12 protein-coding genes are annotated in these 15,168 nt (G+C 32.0%); 6 read left to right on the top strand and 6 right to left on the bottom strand.

Going from position 1 to position 15,168, the window contains the following annotated elements:
• The first annotated feature begins 151 nt into the window (after positions 1–151).
• The 4 genes from N4T77_RS08965 (at position 152) to N4T77_RS08950 (ending at position 4,616) form a co-directional block, all read left to right on the top strand.
• Entirely contained in the window at positions 152–1,957 is a 1,806-nt protein-coding gene (locus N4T77_RS08965) for an aldehyde ferredoxin oxidoreductase family protein (RefSeq protein WP_261671429.1), read from the top strand.
• A gap of 82 nt (positions 1,958–2,039) precedes the next feature.
• The gene (locus tag N4T77_RS08960; RefSeq protein ID WP_261671428.1) at positions 2,040–2,285 is read left to right on the top strand and encodes a MoaD/ThiS family protein; all 246 of its coding nucleotides are present in this window, start codon (positions 2,040–2,042) and stop codon (positions 2,283–2,285) included.
• Between the two features lie 317 nt (positions 2,286–2,602).
• Positions 2,603–3,931, top strand: coding sequence for an FAD-dependent oxidoreductase (locus tag N4T77_RS08955; RefSeq protein WP_261671427.1), 1,329 nt, complete (start codon positions 2,603–2,605; stop codon positions 3,929–3,931).
• A 127-nt stretch (positions 3,932–4,058) separates the two neighbouring features.
• Entirely contained in the window at positions 4,059–4,616 is a 558-nt protein-coding gene (locus N4T77_RS08950) for a rubrerythrin family protein (protein ID WP_261671426.1), read from the top strand.
• A gap of 81 nt (positions 4,617–4,697) precedes the next feature.
• On the opposite strand, the gene N4T77_RS08945 is transcribed toward N4T77_RS08950, so the two are convergent.
• Entirely contained in the window at positions 4,698–6,773 is a 2,076-nt protein-coding gene (locus N4T77_RS08945; RefSeq protein ID WP_261671425.1) for a methyl-accepting chemotaxis protein, read from the bottom strand.
• Between the two features lie 532 nt (positions 6,774–7,305).
• Between N4T77_RS08945 and N4T77_RS08940 the strand changes: the two genes are divergently transcribed.
• Positions 7,306–8,595, top strand: a complete 1,290-nt coding sequence (locus N4T77_RS08940) for an NCS2 family permease (RefSeq protein ID WP_261671424.1) — start codon at positions 7,306–7,308, stop codon at positions 8,593–8,595.
• Between the two features lie 238 nt (positions 8,596–8,833).
• Entirely contained in the window at positions 8,834–9,358 is a 525-nt protein-coding gene (locus N4T77_RS08935; protein WP_261671423.1) for a serine/threonine protein kinase, read from the top strand.
• A gap of 12 nt (positions 9,359–9,370) precedes the next feature.
• Here N4T77_RS08935 and N4T77_RS08930 read toward each other — a convergent pair whose 3' ends face one another.
• The 5 genes from N4T77_RS08930 to N4T77_RS08910 form a co-directional block, all read right to left on the bottom strand.
• Positions 9,371–9,658, bottom strand: a complete 288-nt coding sequence (locus N4T77_RS08930; protein ID WP_261671422.1) for a hypothetical protein — start codon at positions 9,656–9,658, stop codon at positions 9,371–9,373.
• 211 nt (positions 9,659–9,869) lie between these two features.
• Positions 9,870–10,583 carry a hypothetical protein gene (locus N4T77_RS08925; RefSeq protein WP_261671421.1) on the bottom strand — a complete coding sequence of 238 codons (714 nt, stop codon included), beginning with the start codon at positions 10,581–10,583 and terminating at the stop codon, positions 9,870–9,872.
• A gap of 274 nt (positions 10,584–10,857) precedes the next feature.
• Positions 10,858–13,494, bottom strand: coding sequence for a PAS domain S-box protein (locus N4T77_RS08920; RefSeq protein ID WP_261671420.1), 2,637 nt, complete (start codon positions 13,492–13,494; stop codon positions 10,858–10,860).
• Positions 13,495–13,724: 230 nt separating this feature from the next.
• The gene (locus tag N4T77_RS08915; protein WP_261671419.1) at positions 13,725–13,934 is read right to left on the bottom strand and encodes a (2Fe-2S)-binding protein; all 210 of its coding nucleotides are present in this window, start codon (positions 13,932–13,934) and stop codon (positions 13,725–13,727) included.
• Positions 13,935–14,054: 120 nt separating this feature from the next.
• Positions 14,055–15,161, bottom strand: coding sequence for a Ger(x)C family spore germination protein (locus N4T77_RS08910; RefSeq protein ID WP_261671418.1), 1,107 nt, complete (start codon positions 15,159–15,161; stop codon positions 14,055–14,057).
• Positions 15,162–15,168: the final 7 nt, after the last annotated feature.

Below are 15,168 nucleotides of genomic sequence, written 5' to 3'. Positions count from 1 at the left end.
GGTAATTTTCAGTTTATACACTGTTGGTTGCCTATTTTTTCTATATTATTTAATAAAAAATGAAAATGGTTTTTATTTTCAGAAATTGGCATGTAATTTGCTTATATATAAGAGTAGAGAAATTTATTTCTTAAAATAAGGGGGATTATTTATGAGTGGTTATAATGGAAAGGTTTTAAGAGTTAACTTAAGTGACAGAACCTGTAAAGTTGAAGCCTTAGATATTGATAAGGCAAAAAAGTTTATAGGAGCTAGAGGTCTAGGCGTAAAGACACTAATCGATGAGGTAGATCCAAAGGTAGATCCACTATCAAAAGATAACAAATTCATAATAGCTGCAGGACCGCTTACAGGAGCACCTGTTCCAACAAGTGGAAGATTTATGGTAGTAACAAAAGCGCCACTTACAGGAACTGTAGGTATTGCTAACTCCGGTGGAAAATGGGGAGCAGAAATGAAGATGGCTGGCTACGACATGATAGTTGTAGAGGGCAAATCAGACACACCAGTTTATGTGAACATAGTAGACGATAAAGTAGAGATCAAAGATGCTACTCATGTTTGGGGCAAAGTAGTATCAGAGACAACAGAACTTCTTCAAAAGGATACAGATCCAAAAGCTAAGGTTTTATGTATAGGACCAGCTGGTGAAAAGTTATCACTTATGGCAGCAGTTATGAATGATATAGACAGAGCAGCAGGCCGTGGTGGTGTTGGAGCTGTTATGGGTTCAAAGAACTTAAAGGCTATAGTTGTAAAAGGAAGCGGAAAAGTTAAGTTATTTGATGAAGATCTAGTTAAAAAGGTTGCAGCTGAAAAGCTAGACATATTAAGAAAAGATCCAGTAGCAGGTGGTGGATTACCTACTTACGGAACAGCGGTATTAGTTAATATCATAAATGAAAATGGTGTTCACCCAGTAAGAAACTTCCAAAAGTCCTATACTGAAAAAGCAGATATGATCAGCGGAGAAACTATGACTAAGGATGTTTTAGTTAGAAAGAATCCATGTTATAGATGTCCAATAGCTTGCGGAAGATGGGTAAAACTAGATGACGGAACTGAATGTGGAGGTCCTGAATATGAAACTTTATGGTCCTTCGGTTCAGACTGTGATGTTTATGACTTAAATGCTATAAATAGAGCTAACATGTTATGTAATGAGTATGGACTAGATACAATTTCAGCAGGAGCAACTATAGCAGCAGCTATGGAGCTTTATGAAAAAGGATTCGTTAAGGATGCAGATATAGCAGCAGATGGTGTATCACTTAACTGGGGAGATGCTAATGCAGTAGTTGAATGGACTAAGAAGATGGGACTTAGAGAAGGCTTTGGTGATAAGCTAGCAGATGGATCTTACAGATTATGCGAAGCTTACGGAGCACCTGAGTTCTCAATGACAGTTAAGAAACAAGAACTTCCAGCTTATGACCCAAGAGGAGTTCAAGGACATGGTTTAACTTACGCAGCTAATAACAGAGGTGGCTGTCATATTAAAGGTTATATGATAAACCCTGAAATACTTGGTTATCCAGAAAAACTTGACAGATTCTCACTAGAAGGAAAAGCAGCTTATGCTAAAGTATTCCATGACTTAACAGCAGTTATAGACTCCCTTGGATTATGTGTATTTACAACCTTTGGATTTGGTGCACAGGACTATGTAGATTTATACAATGCAGTAGTTGGAGGAGAACTTCACGATGTTAACTCATTAATGGAAGCTGGAGACAGAATATGGACTCTTGAAAAGATGTTTAATCTTGCAGCTGGTATAGATAGCAAGCAAGATACACTTCCAAAGAGATTACTAGAAGATGAAATTCCAGAAGGACCATCAAAAGGTCACGTTCACAGATTAGATGTTCTTCTTCCTGAATATTATTCAGTAAGAGGCTGGGATGAAAATGGTGTACCAACTGAAGATACATTGAAAAAATTAGCACTTAAATAATATATAATAAGAAAGAGCTTTTAGAGGCTCTTTCTTTGTAATTAGTAAAAATAAAAACCACAATTTACTAGGAGGTGATTAAATGAAGGTTGAGGTAAGATTGTTTGCTTATTTCAGAGATGGCCGAGAAAAAAAGTCTATTTTAGATTTAGCAGAAGGGACAACTCCTAGGGAAGTTTTAGATGCAATTAAAATAGACTTAGATGAAGTGTCAATATTTTTGCTTAACGGAAGAGATATACTTCTTAATGAAGCAGATGGAAAATTAGACAATCCTTTAAAAGATAATGACGTAATTGCATTATTTCCTCCAGTAGGTGGAGGCTAAAATTGCAGTCTACAGTTATATTATAAAAATAAGATTTTAATAAAAAAGGACCATTAGTTTAAAATGGACCCTATACGTGAAACACTATAAAAAAAGTGTTTCATCTATAGGGTCTTTTTTTATTTAATAAAAGCCTTTGCTAAAGTTATAAAGATAGAATAATTAGCTAGAGGATATTAAATAATAAGGGTGTTAATTTATATTGTAAAGTTTCTACCTAAATTATGAAAAATTCATTTTATTACTTGAAAATAATTATTGTTTAATATATAATATTAGTAAAGTTAAATGATTAACAAGTGAAAGGGGAAATATAAATGAAGGTAGCGGTTATAGGTTGTACTCATGCTGGAACAGCGGCAATAATAAATACAGCAAAGTTATATCCTGATGCGGAGATAACTGTGTATGAAAGAAATGATAATATATCATTCCTATCCTGTGGTATTGCATTATATGTAGGAGGAATAGTTAAGGATGTTCAGGGGCTATTTTACTCTTCCCCAGAAGAACTAGGGAAATTAGGGGTAACTACTAAAATGAAGCACGATGTGCTAGAAGTTGATACAGATAAAAAGAAACTAAGAGTTAAAAACTTAGATACAAAGGAAGAATTTGAAGATAGCTTTGATAAGTTAATAATCACTACTGGTTCATGGCCAATAGTTCCACCAATAGAAGGAATAAACCTAGAAAACATACTTTTATCTAAAAACTTCTACCATTCAAACTCTATAGTCGAAAAAGCTAAGAATGTTAAAAATATCGTAGTTGTTGGAGCAGGTTATATAGGTGTAGAGTTGGTAGAGGCCTTCGAAATGAATGGTAAAAAGGTAACTTTAATAGATGCAGAAGAACGTATCATGAATAAATACTTAGATAAAGAATTTACAGACATAGCTGAAAAGGAATTTTCAGACCATGGTGTAAAGTTAGCTTTAGGTGAAAAGGTTGTTAAGTTTGAAGGAGAAAATGGAAAGGTCTCAAAGGTAGTTACTGATAAAGGTTCCTATGAAGCTGAATTAGTGATACTTTGCATTGGATTTAGACCGAATACAGAATTGTTTAAAGGCCAGCTGGATATGCTGTCTAACGGAGCTATTATTGTAGATGAATATATGCACACAAGCAAAGAAGGGGTATTTGCAGCAGGAGACAGTGCTTCAGTAATATATAATCCAACAGGAAAGCGTCAATACATGCCGCTAGCAACAAATGCAGTTCGTATGGGAACTTTAGTAGCTAGAAATTTAGTTAAAAATACTACTAAATACATTGGTACTCAAGGAACTTCTGGAATTAAAATTTATGAGTATAATATAGCTTCCACAGGTCTTACTGAAGAGTCTGCTAAAAGAGAAGGGTTAGAAGTTAACACTGTCACAATCACAGATAACTATAGACCAGAATTTATGCCTACTTATGATGCTGTAACAGTAAAAGTAGTTTATGAAAAAGAATCCAAGGTGATTTTAGGAGCACAAATTTGTTCGAAGACGGATTTAACTCAATCTATAAATACATTATCTGTATGCATTCAAAATAAAATGACTGTAGATGAATTAGCCTTTGTCGACTTTTTCTTCCAGCCACATTTTAATAAACCATGGAATTTCTTGAATTTAGCAGGATTAAATGCAGAATAATAGTTAGCAGCTGACTCCCTAGTTTTAAAGCTAGGGAGTTAAATTTTTTTCTATTAGTGTATAGTTTTATCTTAAGTGTGGAATATTGAGAATATTAAAGTAATAAAATATTTATGAGGTGATGATAATGTCAGTTAAAAATGCAATGACAGCAGATTTTTTACGTTCTGCCTACGGTGGAGAAAGTATGGCTCATATGAGATATTTAGTTTGGGCAGATGCAGCAGATAGAGAGAAGTTTCCTAATATAGGAAGACTCTTTAGAGCTGTGGCATATGCTGAGTGGGCTCATGCTAAAAATCATTTTACAGTACTTAAAGATCAGGTTGGGGATAGCTCAGTTACAGCTGGTGCTGTATTCGGTCTTACAAATACAGTTGAAAACCTTCAGGGAGCAATAGATGGTGAACTTCATGAAGTAGACCAAATGTATCCAGTATACTTAAATGCAGCTAGGTATCAGGAAGAGAAAGATGCAGAAAGATCCTTCCATTTTGCTGTAGAAGCAGAAAAGCAGCATGCAGAACTTTTCAAAAAGGCTCAGGAATCTGCTAAAGCTGGAAATGATATTGGAGATGATAAATTTTATGTATGTCCAGTATGTGGTTATACTGTAGTGGAAGATGATTTACCAGAAAAATGTCCAGTATGTGGAGCTAAAAAAGAGGTATTTAAAGATTTTTAAAAATTATATCAATATGTAATAGTGCCATTAACTTAGATATTATAAGAATAGTCTAAGTTAATGGCACTAATAGGTTTTTTATTAAATTTTAAACTTGTTAATTACTTGCTCTAATTTATCGGCAATGTTATTAAGTTGTTCCGCTGTACCAGAAATATTACCTATTGCCCTAGATTGTTCATCCATTGAAGCAGATATTTCTTCGGTAGCTGCTGCAGATTCTTCAGATATTGCAGATACCTCCTGAATTGAGCTGATAACTTCAATTTTATCCCTATCAACCTTCTCAATGTTTTCAACTAAGATATCTATTTGATCTAATGTATTTTGGATAGCGGATTCTATTAGCTTAAAGGCTTTATTTGATTCGCTTACAGCTAAATTAGCTTCCTTTATTGCAGATTCACCATCATCCATATTGTTTTTTGCTGTATTGATTTCAAGTTGAATCTGACTTACTATACTATATATTTCTTTAGTAGAGTTTGAGGTTTGTTCCGAGAGTTTTCTTATTTCTTCTGCAACCACAGCAAAACCTCTTCCTGTTTCACCAGCACGAGCTGCCTCAATTGCAGCATTTAAGGCTAATAGGTTTGTTTGTTCTGCTATTGCTTGAATAGTATTTACAATTTTCCCTATATATTCGGACTTATTGGATAAACTATCTATATTAGTAGACAGTTTTTCAGTAACTTCATTGTTTATAGCAAATTTTTCTATAAGCTTTTCCATTGAAGTAGTACCTAGATTGTTTGCATTTTTAACTTCATTTGAGAATTCCTTAACCTTATTGGAGCTAGAGACAGAAATTCTTATTTCATCAGCTAAATCCTCTAACTTTTCGGTACCAAGCTGTGATGATCTAGCCTGTTCCTGAGCACCCTTTGCTAATTCCTCTAAGGTTCTTGAAACACTATCAACGGAGGCATTAGTTTCCTCAGTAGACCTAGATAGGCTTTCGGAATATTGGGTAACTTCCTTAGAATTTTCTTGTAAGGTTTGTATAATTTCTACTAGCTCTTTTCTCAGGTTTAGAACAGCTCTGCTCATAACACCAGTTTCATCATTATTATTTAATAATTTATCAGATATACTAGTATCATCATAAGACAAATCTAGCCCTGCTACTCTATTAATTAACTCTGTAGAGTGAATGATTGGTGCAGAGAGTTTCTTTCCTATATATAATGCAAATATAGATGAAAGAATAACACCTATTATAATTATTGCAATTATAAGAACAACTAATGAATTAAGCTGTTTAAAAACTTCACTTTCAGGCACTGACATTAGTAGTATCCATCCATTGGAAAGTTTAGAATAACTAAAAACATTAGTACCTTTAGAGGTTTTTAGTTCAGTTACACCGGATGGAGTACTTTTAATTTTATCGCTTATTGATTTATAGCTACCATTATCTATTTTAGCTAAGTTATCACTAGATTTTAGGGTCTTATGAACTATATAATCGTGTTTATCGTTGAGGAAGCTAGCATAACCAGTATCATATATTTTTATATTATTTATGCCTTCTCTGTATTTTTGAAAGTTTATATCAATACCAGCTACACCAATCAAAGTATTGTCTTTAAAAATAGGAGTTGTATAGGATATCATTTCCATTTGCAACTCAACATTGGTATAAGGGTTGCTCCATATACCTTTCTTTTGCTTTATAGGTTCATAGTACCATGCAAGATTGGCATTGTCAGCTCTAAACTCACTTTTATCGGTGAGCTTATGTTCTATAAACTGATGACTGTTTGACGTATCAACAAACCAAGCACCATACACATTTTCTGTTATTTCAGGATTTAATATTACATATAAGCCCATCACTTCCCCTTGCTGGGAAGAAACTAAATTCTTAACTAAAGGCTTCATGAGAGTTTCATAATCTGCTGGACTGGTTTTTAGTTTTTCTATATCTGTTACAGTTGCCACTACCGAGCTCAAGTCTTTAGCAGCACTTTCAACATTAACAATAGTTTTATCAAGCTCACTGGACTTTGCCTGAGCCATTGAAAGCATTTTGTCATTTACCTCACTTTGTATTAAAGAACTACTTTTGAATACAGCTAGTCCACCAATTATAGATGATAAGATTGTACAACAGATAATAATTGCTGTTATAATCTTGCTACTGATTTTTTTCATACGATTTCCTCCATTATAAGAATATACATATTTATTAGGTGATTTTAGCGAATATTGTTTAAAATTAGATTAGTGCAAACCTTCTATATCTACATGATACTATATTAACAAATTTTTGTTAATACTAAAAATGTAAAAATTTAAAATAAAATATAATTTGATTTACGTTATTGTAGCTCCTTTGAATGCAGTATCTATATCATTTAAATATAAACATATATATACATAGGTTTTGTCGGACAGGAAGTGGAAATACAGATTTTTTTGTCGAATGTTTAATTGATAAAAAATTAAAATCCTGTCGTCACAAAATGATATATATATACAAGAATAAACACGAACATTATCATTAAACAAAGTTAGTAAATCCTTTGTTTAATAGAATGATAGCAAAACATAAATAAAAATTACTATATAACGTTCGTAAAAACCATTGACTTTAGTATTGAGATTTGTTACTATAGACAAGTGCGAAAAAGAGAAAAAAACATCAAAAAAAGTAAATTAAAATTACGATTACAAGGAGAAGCATATGGAAAGTTTTTTTAAATTAAAAGAAAACAATACGAATATAAAGACTGAAATACTAGCTGGAATTACAACCTTTATGACAATGGCTTATATATTAGTGGTAAATCCTAACATATTATCACAAGCTGGAATGAACTATGGCGCAGTATTCACAGCTACAGCTTTAGCTGCTATAGTTTCTACTGCTCTTATGGGATTATATGCAAAGTTGCCTTTTGCACAGGCACCGGGAATGGGACTTAATGCATTCTTTGCATATACTATAGTACTTGGAATGGGACACACATGGCAATTTGCGTTAACAGCTGCATTTTTAGAAGGAATTATATTTATTCTGCTTACAGCATTTAATGTAAGAGAAGCAATAATAAACTCTATACCTACAAATATTAAAAAAGCAATTTCTGTTGGAATAGGACTTTTTATAGCATTTATAGGCTTAGAAAACGCTCATATAGTACTACACCCAAAGACTGGTACTATTTTGGCATTAGGAGATGTAACTAGTGGAACAGCACTTCTTGCAATTATAGGAGTTATAATAACTGGAGTACTATTAGCTAGAAACGTAAATGGAGCATTATTAATAGGTATCGTGGTTACTACTCTTATAGGTATTCCAATGGGAATAACACAATTACCTGGAGCAGTTGTAAGTATGCCGCCAAGTATTAGTTCAGGATTCTTACAATTTGAATGGAATCATATATTTAGCATAGATATGTTAGTAGCATTATTTACATTATTATTTATGGATATGTTTGATACTGTTGGAACCCTAGTAGGTGTTGCGACTAAAGCTGGAATGTTAGATGAAAAGGGCAATGTTCCTAGAGCTAAGGAAGCATTATTCTCAGATGCAGTTGGAACAACACTAGCGGCTTGTTTTGGAACAAGTACAGTTTGTACCTATGTAGAAAGTGCTTCAGGGGTTGCAGCAGGAGGAAGAACTGGACTTACAGCGTTATCAACAGCTGGAATGTTTACTGTAGCTTTATTCCTATCACCATTATTTTTAATGATACCATCTGCAGCTACAGCACCGTCACTTATTTTAGTAGGATTATTTATGCTTTCACCTATAAAAGAAATAGAATTAGTAGATTTTACAGAAGCTATACCAGCTTTCTTTACTATAATAATGATGCCTTTAACATATAGTATTTCTGATGGAATTGTATTTGGAATAGTGTCTTATGTGTTTTTAAAGGTATTAACAGGAAAAGCAAAGGAAATATCAGTTACTACCTATATAATAGGAGTTTTGTTTATACTTAAATTCTTTATCTAATTAGTTTCTATTTTTAGAGAGAAGAGATATATCTTATTTTATTAAGAATATATTCTTCTCTCTTTTATTATAAGCTTTTTTAAATATTTTCCTCAGTGGAGGATTTTAATAATCAATATGTAAAATAATTGGTACCTTTTTTTATTGAATTTAGTATAGTAATAAGTAAGGGACAGACATCCGTACTTAGTACTCCTGTAGATAAAGAGTATACATATAAAGACAGGAGGAGGTTATCATGAATTATAAGGAAGTTTACCAATTAGACAAATATAAATACTTAGGCCATGGAAAAAATGGCAAGGTATATTTAATGCCTGATGGAAGAGTTATAAAGATTTGTAAGTTAGAAAAAGTATGCATAGCTGAGTATGAGGTATTAAAAGCTGCAAAAGGTAGTCCATATTTTCCTAAAGTTTATAGTAGAAATGGAAAGGCTATGATAAGAGATTATGTAGATGGAGAAATACTCCCAAGCTATATAAGAAAAAACGGATTAAGCAAAACTTTAGCTATAAATCTAATTAATCTTATTGAAGAGTTTAGGAGATTAGGTTTTAAAAGGTTAGATATAAGGGGAGCACATATATATGTACAGAAAGATGAATCTGTAAAAGTTATTGACCCTGCATCTCACAAAACATGGCAAGAAAAATATCCTAGACTTATGCTTAAACAACTTAGAAAGTTAAAGGTATCTAAAAAGTTTTATCAAATCTTAAGGGAAGAAAGACCAGACTTGTATAAGCTATGGAAAAGATAATTATAATACACATTAAGTATGATGCGACATAAAAGTCTGAGAGCACTGAACACCGGTATGTTTGATAGAGGCATACTGCTTGAAAGCCCTCATTTCAGGAAGAAGGTCTAATGCTGGCTCAACTTTGAAAATGAACTCAAACTCAATGCTTTCTGCGAAAGCTGAGTTTGAGTTAACATTTTCGAAATCGCCAGCATAAGACCTTCTAACCCTTATTCGAAGCTTTGTACGTAGTACACCTCTACCTACACACCTGTTTTTAGTGCAGTTAAAAGTTTTATTATATCCGTCATCACACATAAAAGCTATGCGACAGCATAGCTAATAAACAAAAGTGTAAGTAATATTATTAGGTTACATTAATTGTTTGTTTAGTAAAAAGTCTTCCTACAATTCTATTAAAAATCTTATAGAGCAAGGGCTTGTCGCCCTATAACATAAGAAGATTTTTATATTGAAACAAAAAAGAAAGCCTAGAATAATATAGCCTGTGTGGCAGATAGGGATATTATTACTTATTTACTGTAAGTGATTTTAACACTTGATGTATAAGTTTGATTACTTCATTGCTTTTAATATTGCTGCCTTCTTTTACATCATTCTCAGGAGTATTACCTTCCTTATCTAATACTATTACCTTTATTGGCTTTGTTTGAGCGGGTATGCTCTTAGTGGCAATATCATATATAACTACTAGATTTTTATTTTCAAGTTGTCCGCCATATTTTGTGCCATCCTGAGATATGATTTCTGTATCTTTATCAACCTTTATTTTTAACTGATTGTCCACGCTAACTAGATTATTATCAAATAAGTCTACTTTTACAGTTTCTTTCATATCTCCAACCAATGCTACATCAATTACATATTGGGGAGGATAAATCATTATCATTGGTCTTGTAGCATCGTAGTATCCTGTTATAGTCACTCCTTCTTCTATTTTAGTATCATTTATAAAATAGGTTTTTTCATTAATAATAAAATGGCTTTCTCCTCCTTGACTATCCTCAACTACAATAACCTTATTTCCTTTTTCAGTTTCTGTCATACTTTTTACAGTTCCTTTGAAGCTTTTGAAATTAGATTGTTGTACCTCTTCTACAGATGCACTTACTACAGTATTCTGAGATGCTGCTATCTCTACTCCTGCACCTAATGCTGTTGTAGTTGGTAACGTTAAAAGGCTGGCAGTTACTACTGCTGATATTATTTTTTTTGATTTCATATAAATTTCCTCCTAATATATAAACATTTTGTACTTAACTGCTATCCCTAAATTTGTAAAGGGAATATATTGAATTAGTTGCTATATTAAATTAGACGTATGGAACTTTACTTTAGCTTCATAGATTTAGGAAAATTTAAGAGGGACAGTTCTTTTGGCCTCAAGCCAGAAAACTGTCCCTCTAGTTTTTAGGTTAAGCTAACCTGCGTATATGGATAGATATATAGTATTAATAGAGGCTACTTTCGATTTATAATTGAGATATATTCAAAAGTTAATCTAAGTGTTTTTTTAGAAGGCTGTAAAGAGTTTTAAAATCAATAGGTTTAGAAATGTAATCATCCATTCCTGAATTTAAAAACTTCTCCTTATCACCTACCATAGCATAGGCAGTCATAGCTATAATTGGAATATGTTTTTTAGTTAACTTTTCATAATCTCTGATAGCTTTTGTAGTATTTAGCCCATTTAGCTCTGGCATCTGAATATCCATCAGTATTAAATCAACAACTTGATTGTCCAGAATTTTAAGTGCTTCTATTCCATTAAATGCATTCAGACAGTTATAGCCTTTCTTATACAGTAAAGTTGATATAAACTGTTGATTTATTTCATTATCCTCTACAATTAAAATAGTTTTTGAATAGTTGTCAACATTGATATTTGGACCTAACTCTGTAATATCTAATGTACAATCAGTGCTGTCATTGGTAGTTAAAAATTCCGCTGTAAAGTAAAAACAGCTTCCTTCATCCTTTTTACTTGTTACCCACATGTCTCCATTCATCATGTTTGCTAATTGCTTTGAAATTGCAAGACCGAGGCCAGTTCCTCCATATTTTTTCGTATATGAATCATCAACTTGACTGAAGGTTTTAAAGAGTTTATTCATTTTATCCTCTGCTATTCCAATTCCAGTATCGGAAACAGAAAATTGAACCCTAATCTTTCCTTTAGAACTCTCTATTTTTTTTACACAAAGTATTATGCTGCCCTTTTCGGTAAATTTTAAGGCGTTATTTAATAAATTCATTAGTATTTGACTAAGCCGAATAGGGTCTCCTATTATATTTATATCTGTAAGTCGAGGATCTATAAAATACAGTACTTCTATAAACTTTTTAGAGGCTAACAATGAAAAGTTTTTCCCTATTTTATTAATTTTTTCTTGAAGGTTAAAAGGGACTAAATCTATGTTAAACTTTCCCGACTCAATTTTTGATATATCCAGTATATCATTAATTAAATCAAGTAGATGCTGGGAAGATGTCTTAACCATGTTTAGATATTCTCTTTGCTCCTCATTAAGCTCTGTCATAAGAGTTAAATCTGTCATGCCCATTATTCCGTTTATTGGAGTTCGTATTTCATGGCTCATATTTGCAAGGAAGTTACTTTTAGAACTATTGGCTTCCTCGGCAGCAATTTTGGCCTTTCTAAGTTCCTCCTCATCCTCCATCCTTTTGGTTATGTCCCTTCCGATGGAGTAGATTAGCATGTCTTCTTTAACTACAAAGGAATTCCACTCAATCCATTTATAGCTTCCGTCCTTACATATATACCTATTTCTAAATACCTTTCTTCCAGTTTTAAGGAGATTTATCGAGCAGTCTATAGAATATTCTATATCCTCTTGGTGTACAAAATCTCTAAAGTTTTTATAAATAAATTCACTTTTTCTCCATCCTAAAACCTTTTGAAGACCAGGACTAACTTCTAAAAAGTCACCATCAAAGCTTAGTATACAGAATACGTCATCAGATAAATTGGTAAAATTACGAACCTTTTTCTCTACATTTTTTATTTTAGTTATATCTTCAACTTGGCTTAATATAGATGCTAATTCACCTTGCTCATTTAATATAGGAGTAGTTAAAATATCAAAATAGTAAATACCACTTTTATTTGTCTGGGAATTGCTGCGATCCTTTAAGTTATATTTGCAGGTTATTCTAGAATTTTTCTTATTCCTAACCATACTTTTAGCTTTTTCTGAAATAAAGGGACTTTCAAAAAAGTTATCAGATTTAAAATCACTGATATGATCTATTTTAAACATATCACAAAAGGATTTATTAGCAGCTAAGGCTTGTCCATTGGCGTCAAACAACTCTATACCAATAGGAGACTGTTCGTAAATACTTCTAAATTTCTTTTCACTGTTATAAAGCTCTTGGTTAAGTTTTTTATTTTCAGTTATATTTCTTCCAATAGAACAGGCACCTATAATATTACCAATATGGTCTTTTATAGGGGTTATACTTAAAGATAGGAATATTTCTTCATTATCTTTGTTTAGTATTTTTACTTCGTGGCTCTTAATTTCTTTACCTAGGCTTATTGTATCAAGTAATTCTGACAGCCTTTCTTTGCTTCCCCATATATCAAGTGCAGATATTTCTTTACCAAGCATTTTTCTTTCAGTATAGCCATAAATTTTTTCTGAAGCCTTATTCCAGCTTATAATTTTTCCTTCCAAAGTAGTAGCTATTATAGAATCTTCCGAGGAGTTTACGATAGAGGATAACTGAAGAGCTTTTTTCATACAGTCGTTTTTTTCTAAGTGGTAGTTCAATAACAGAATAAAGGTATTCTCTAAATTTAAAAATTGTCCATAAAATCTCCAGTTAACCGGCCCAATTTGTATTTCTTTAGAAAAGGAAAAGTCTAAACTTTCATTGCTTTTATAGTTTAATATTTCATCTTTAATAAACCACAGAATTTTTTCTACTTTTTCATTAAAACATTTTACATTCTCCTTCATATAAATATTTTGAAGCATTTTTATTGTTGCATCATTTACCTTATTTATGTAGTAATTCTCATCTAATATGATAAAGGGAACAGATATGTTTGAAAGAATATTTAAGCATCCATTGAATTCGTTTTCACTTTTTACTAGGTTTCTCATATTAAATTTAAAAAATGGTGACTGGCACCAAATTTTAATTTCACTCCTTTCATAGAAATGTTTTAAGAAAATAGATTGTTTTTGTTTTTCATTTCCATTAATGATTATATTTACTATTCCAGTATATTACTTTATCTGAAAGCATTCAATATAGGATTGTTAAAAAAATATTAAAGTTAACAAAATAGGAGGCAGTAGAGGTATAAATTATACCAATACTGCCTCCTTGACTATTTCAATTCTTCTAATAGTTGTTCTATTTTAGGAGTACATCGTTTGCCGCCACAGGAACCGGAACCAGCTCCCGTTGCCTTTCTGACCTCTTCTATAGTCTTAGCTCCATTAATAATTGCTTTTTTTATTGTAGCCCTTGAAATTCCTTTACAAAGGCATACTTTTGTAAGTTTATCTAAAATTTCTGGTTTTATGTTTTGCTCCATTATTCATCACTCCAAGGTTAATTATATTTATTTTGTAAAATAATTATTAGAAAATAATAATTATCTATTCATCTATTATATATCTTTCCTTGTAAAATGTAAATGCTAAGCTACTCATTCTTAGTAGTCTCCTCTGCCTTGAGTATCAACCTTAATCTTTGCGTTTACTTCAATAATCGAATCCGTTACTACCTTATCCCAATCAATACCTGTTCTTCTACCGTAGGTTTCTGCGGCTACCTTTCCTAATTCTAAACAGTCCGCCTTATATTCTTTTTTCATCTTGTCTAAAAAATCATTACACATTTTTTCAGTCTTCTCAGCTAGCTTTTTTTCAAAGTCTTTTTTTTGTTTTACGTCGGTAATTATATTCTTATATAACTCGTTTGAAACTATGTCTCCTTTTATATCTAAATTAATAATAAATTTATACTTATCACCTTCTTTTATGCATTTAACTTTTCTTTTGGATCTGCCATAGTATTCTATAAATTTTTGTGGTTCCTCTTGAATTCTTAGTATACCTCTAACTTTATTTTCTCTAAGTAAGTTCATTATTCTAGAATCTTCTATATCAATTTTAGCAACTAGCTTATCTTTTTTTAGTATAGCAGTACCAGTGATTTTAATTTCTTTTTTCTTAGAATTTTCATCACTTTCCTGCAGTTCAATATAAGGCAATGCAGTAGTTCTTCCTTCAGCTGATGATCTTATGTATAAATCCATAAGGTTATAGTTTTCTGAAAAAAAGTTATACTCCTTAGAGTTCTCAACTAACCCTTCCATAAAATCAGAAGAACTGGGGTATCCAGGAATTTGATGTTCAAGATAAGGGAGAGATTTTCCTTTACAAATAAGCATATAGGAAGCATTATTTGTAGTTGGGTTCTTGTAAAAGGAGTCTAGTAATCCCTTAATTCCAAATTGAGCATACTCATCACTTATTAAAAATATCTTCTCCTGTCCTAAAATCTCCTTTTTATTTGATTTTACATGCCTTTCCTGTCTAGTTTGAGCTACGGTAGAGGCTGAGCCAGTAAGTACTATATGTGAGGTAGGGTCATTTTCTTTAAACACATAAATGTCTCTGTGAAAATTATAGATAACTTGTGCAGCACTTTTATCTATATCCACTCCAGTGCCGGCTATTATAGCTACGTCCTCAGCAGATTTAGGTTCTAAACCTATTGTTATAAATGTAAAGAAGAAGATAAATAAAATAATCATAATAAAG

Origin of the sequence: Clostridium sp. CX1, assembly GCF_025398335.1 — a bacterium.
Taxonomy (GTDB): Bacteria; Bacillota; Clostridia; order Clostridiales; family Clostridiaceae; genus Clostridium_AM; species Clostridium_AM tanneri.
This window is presented reverse-complemented; position numbering and strand designations above follow the sequence as displayed.

Excerpts from the sequence above, each read along its gene's own strand:
- N4T77_RS08965 (WP_261671429.1), top strand. The coding sequence starts at position 152 with ATGAGTGGTTATAATGGAAAGGTTTTAAGAGTTAACTTAAGTGACAGA.
- N4T77_RS08950 (WP_261671426.1), top strand. The coding sequence starts at position 4,059 with ATGTCAGTTAAAAATGCAATGACAGCAGATTTTTTACGTTCTGCCTAC.
- N4T77_RS08960 (WP_261671428.1), top strand. The coding sequence starts at position 2,040 with ATGAAGGTTGAGGTAAGATTGTTTGCTTATTTCAGAGATGGCCGAGAA.
- N4T77_RS08945 (WP_261671425.1), bottom strand. The coding sequence starts at position 6,773 with ATGAAAAAAATCAGTAGCAAGATTATAACAGCAATTATTATCTGTTGT.
- N4T77_RS08920 (WP_261671420.1), bottom strand. The coding sequence starts at position 13,494 with ATGAGAAACCTAGTAAAAAGTGAAAACGAATTCAATGGATGCTTAAAT.
- N4T77_RS08910 (WP_261671418.1), bottom strand. The coding sequence starts at position 15,161 with ATGATTATTTTATTTATCTTCTTCTTTACATTTATAACAATAGGTTTA.
- N4T77_RS08955 (WP_261671427.1), top strand. The coding sequence starts at position 2,603 with ATGAAGGTAGCGGTTATAGGTTGTACTCATGCTGGAACAGCGGCAATA.
- N4T77_RS08935 (WP_261671423.1), top strand. The coding sequence starts at position 8,834 with ATGAATTATAAGGAAGTTTACCAATTAGACAAATATAAATACTTAGGC.
- N4T77_RS08940 (WP_261671424.1), top strand. The coding sequence starts at position 7,306 with ATGGAAAGTTTTTTTAAATTAAAAGAAAACAATACGAATATAAAGACT.
- N4T77_RS08915 (WP_261671419.1), bottom strand. The coding sequence starts at position 13,934 with ATGGAGCAAAACATAAAACCAGAAATTTTAGATAAACTTACAAAAGTA.
- N4T77_RS08930 (WP_261671422.1), bottom strand. The coding sequence starts at position 9,658 with ATGTGTGATGACGGATATAATAAAACTTTTAACTGCACTAAAAACAGG.
- N4T77_RS08925 (WP_261671421.1), bottom strand. The coding sequence starts at position 10,583 with ATGAAATCAAAAAAAATAATATCAGCAGTAGTAACTGCCAGCCTTTTA.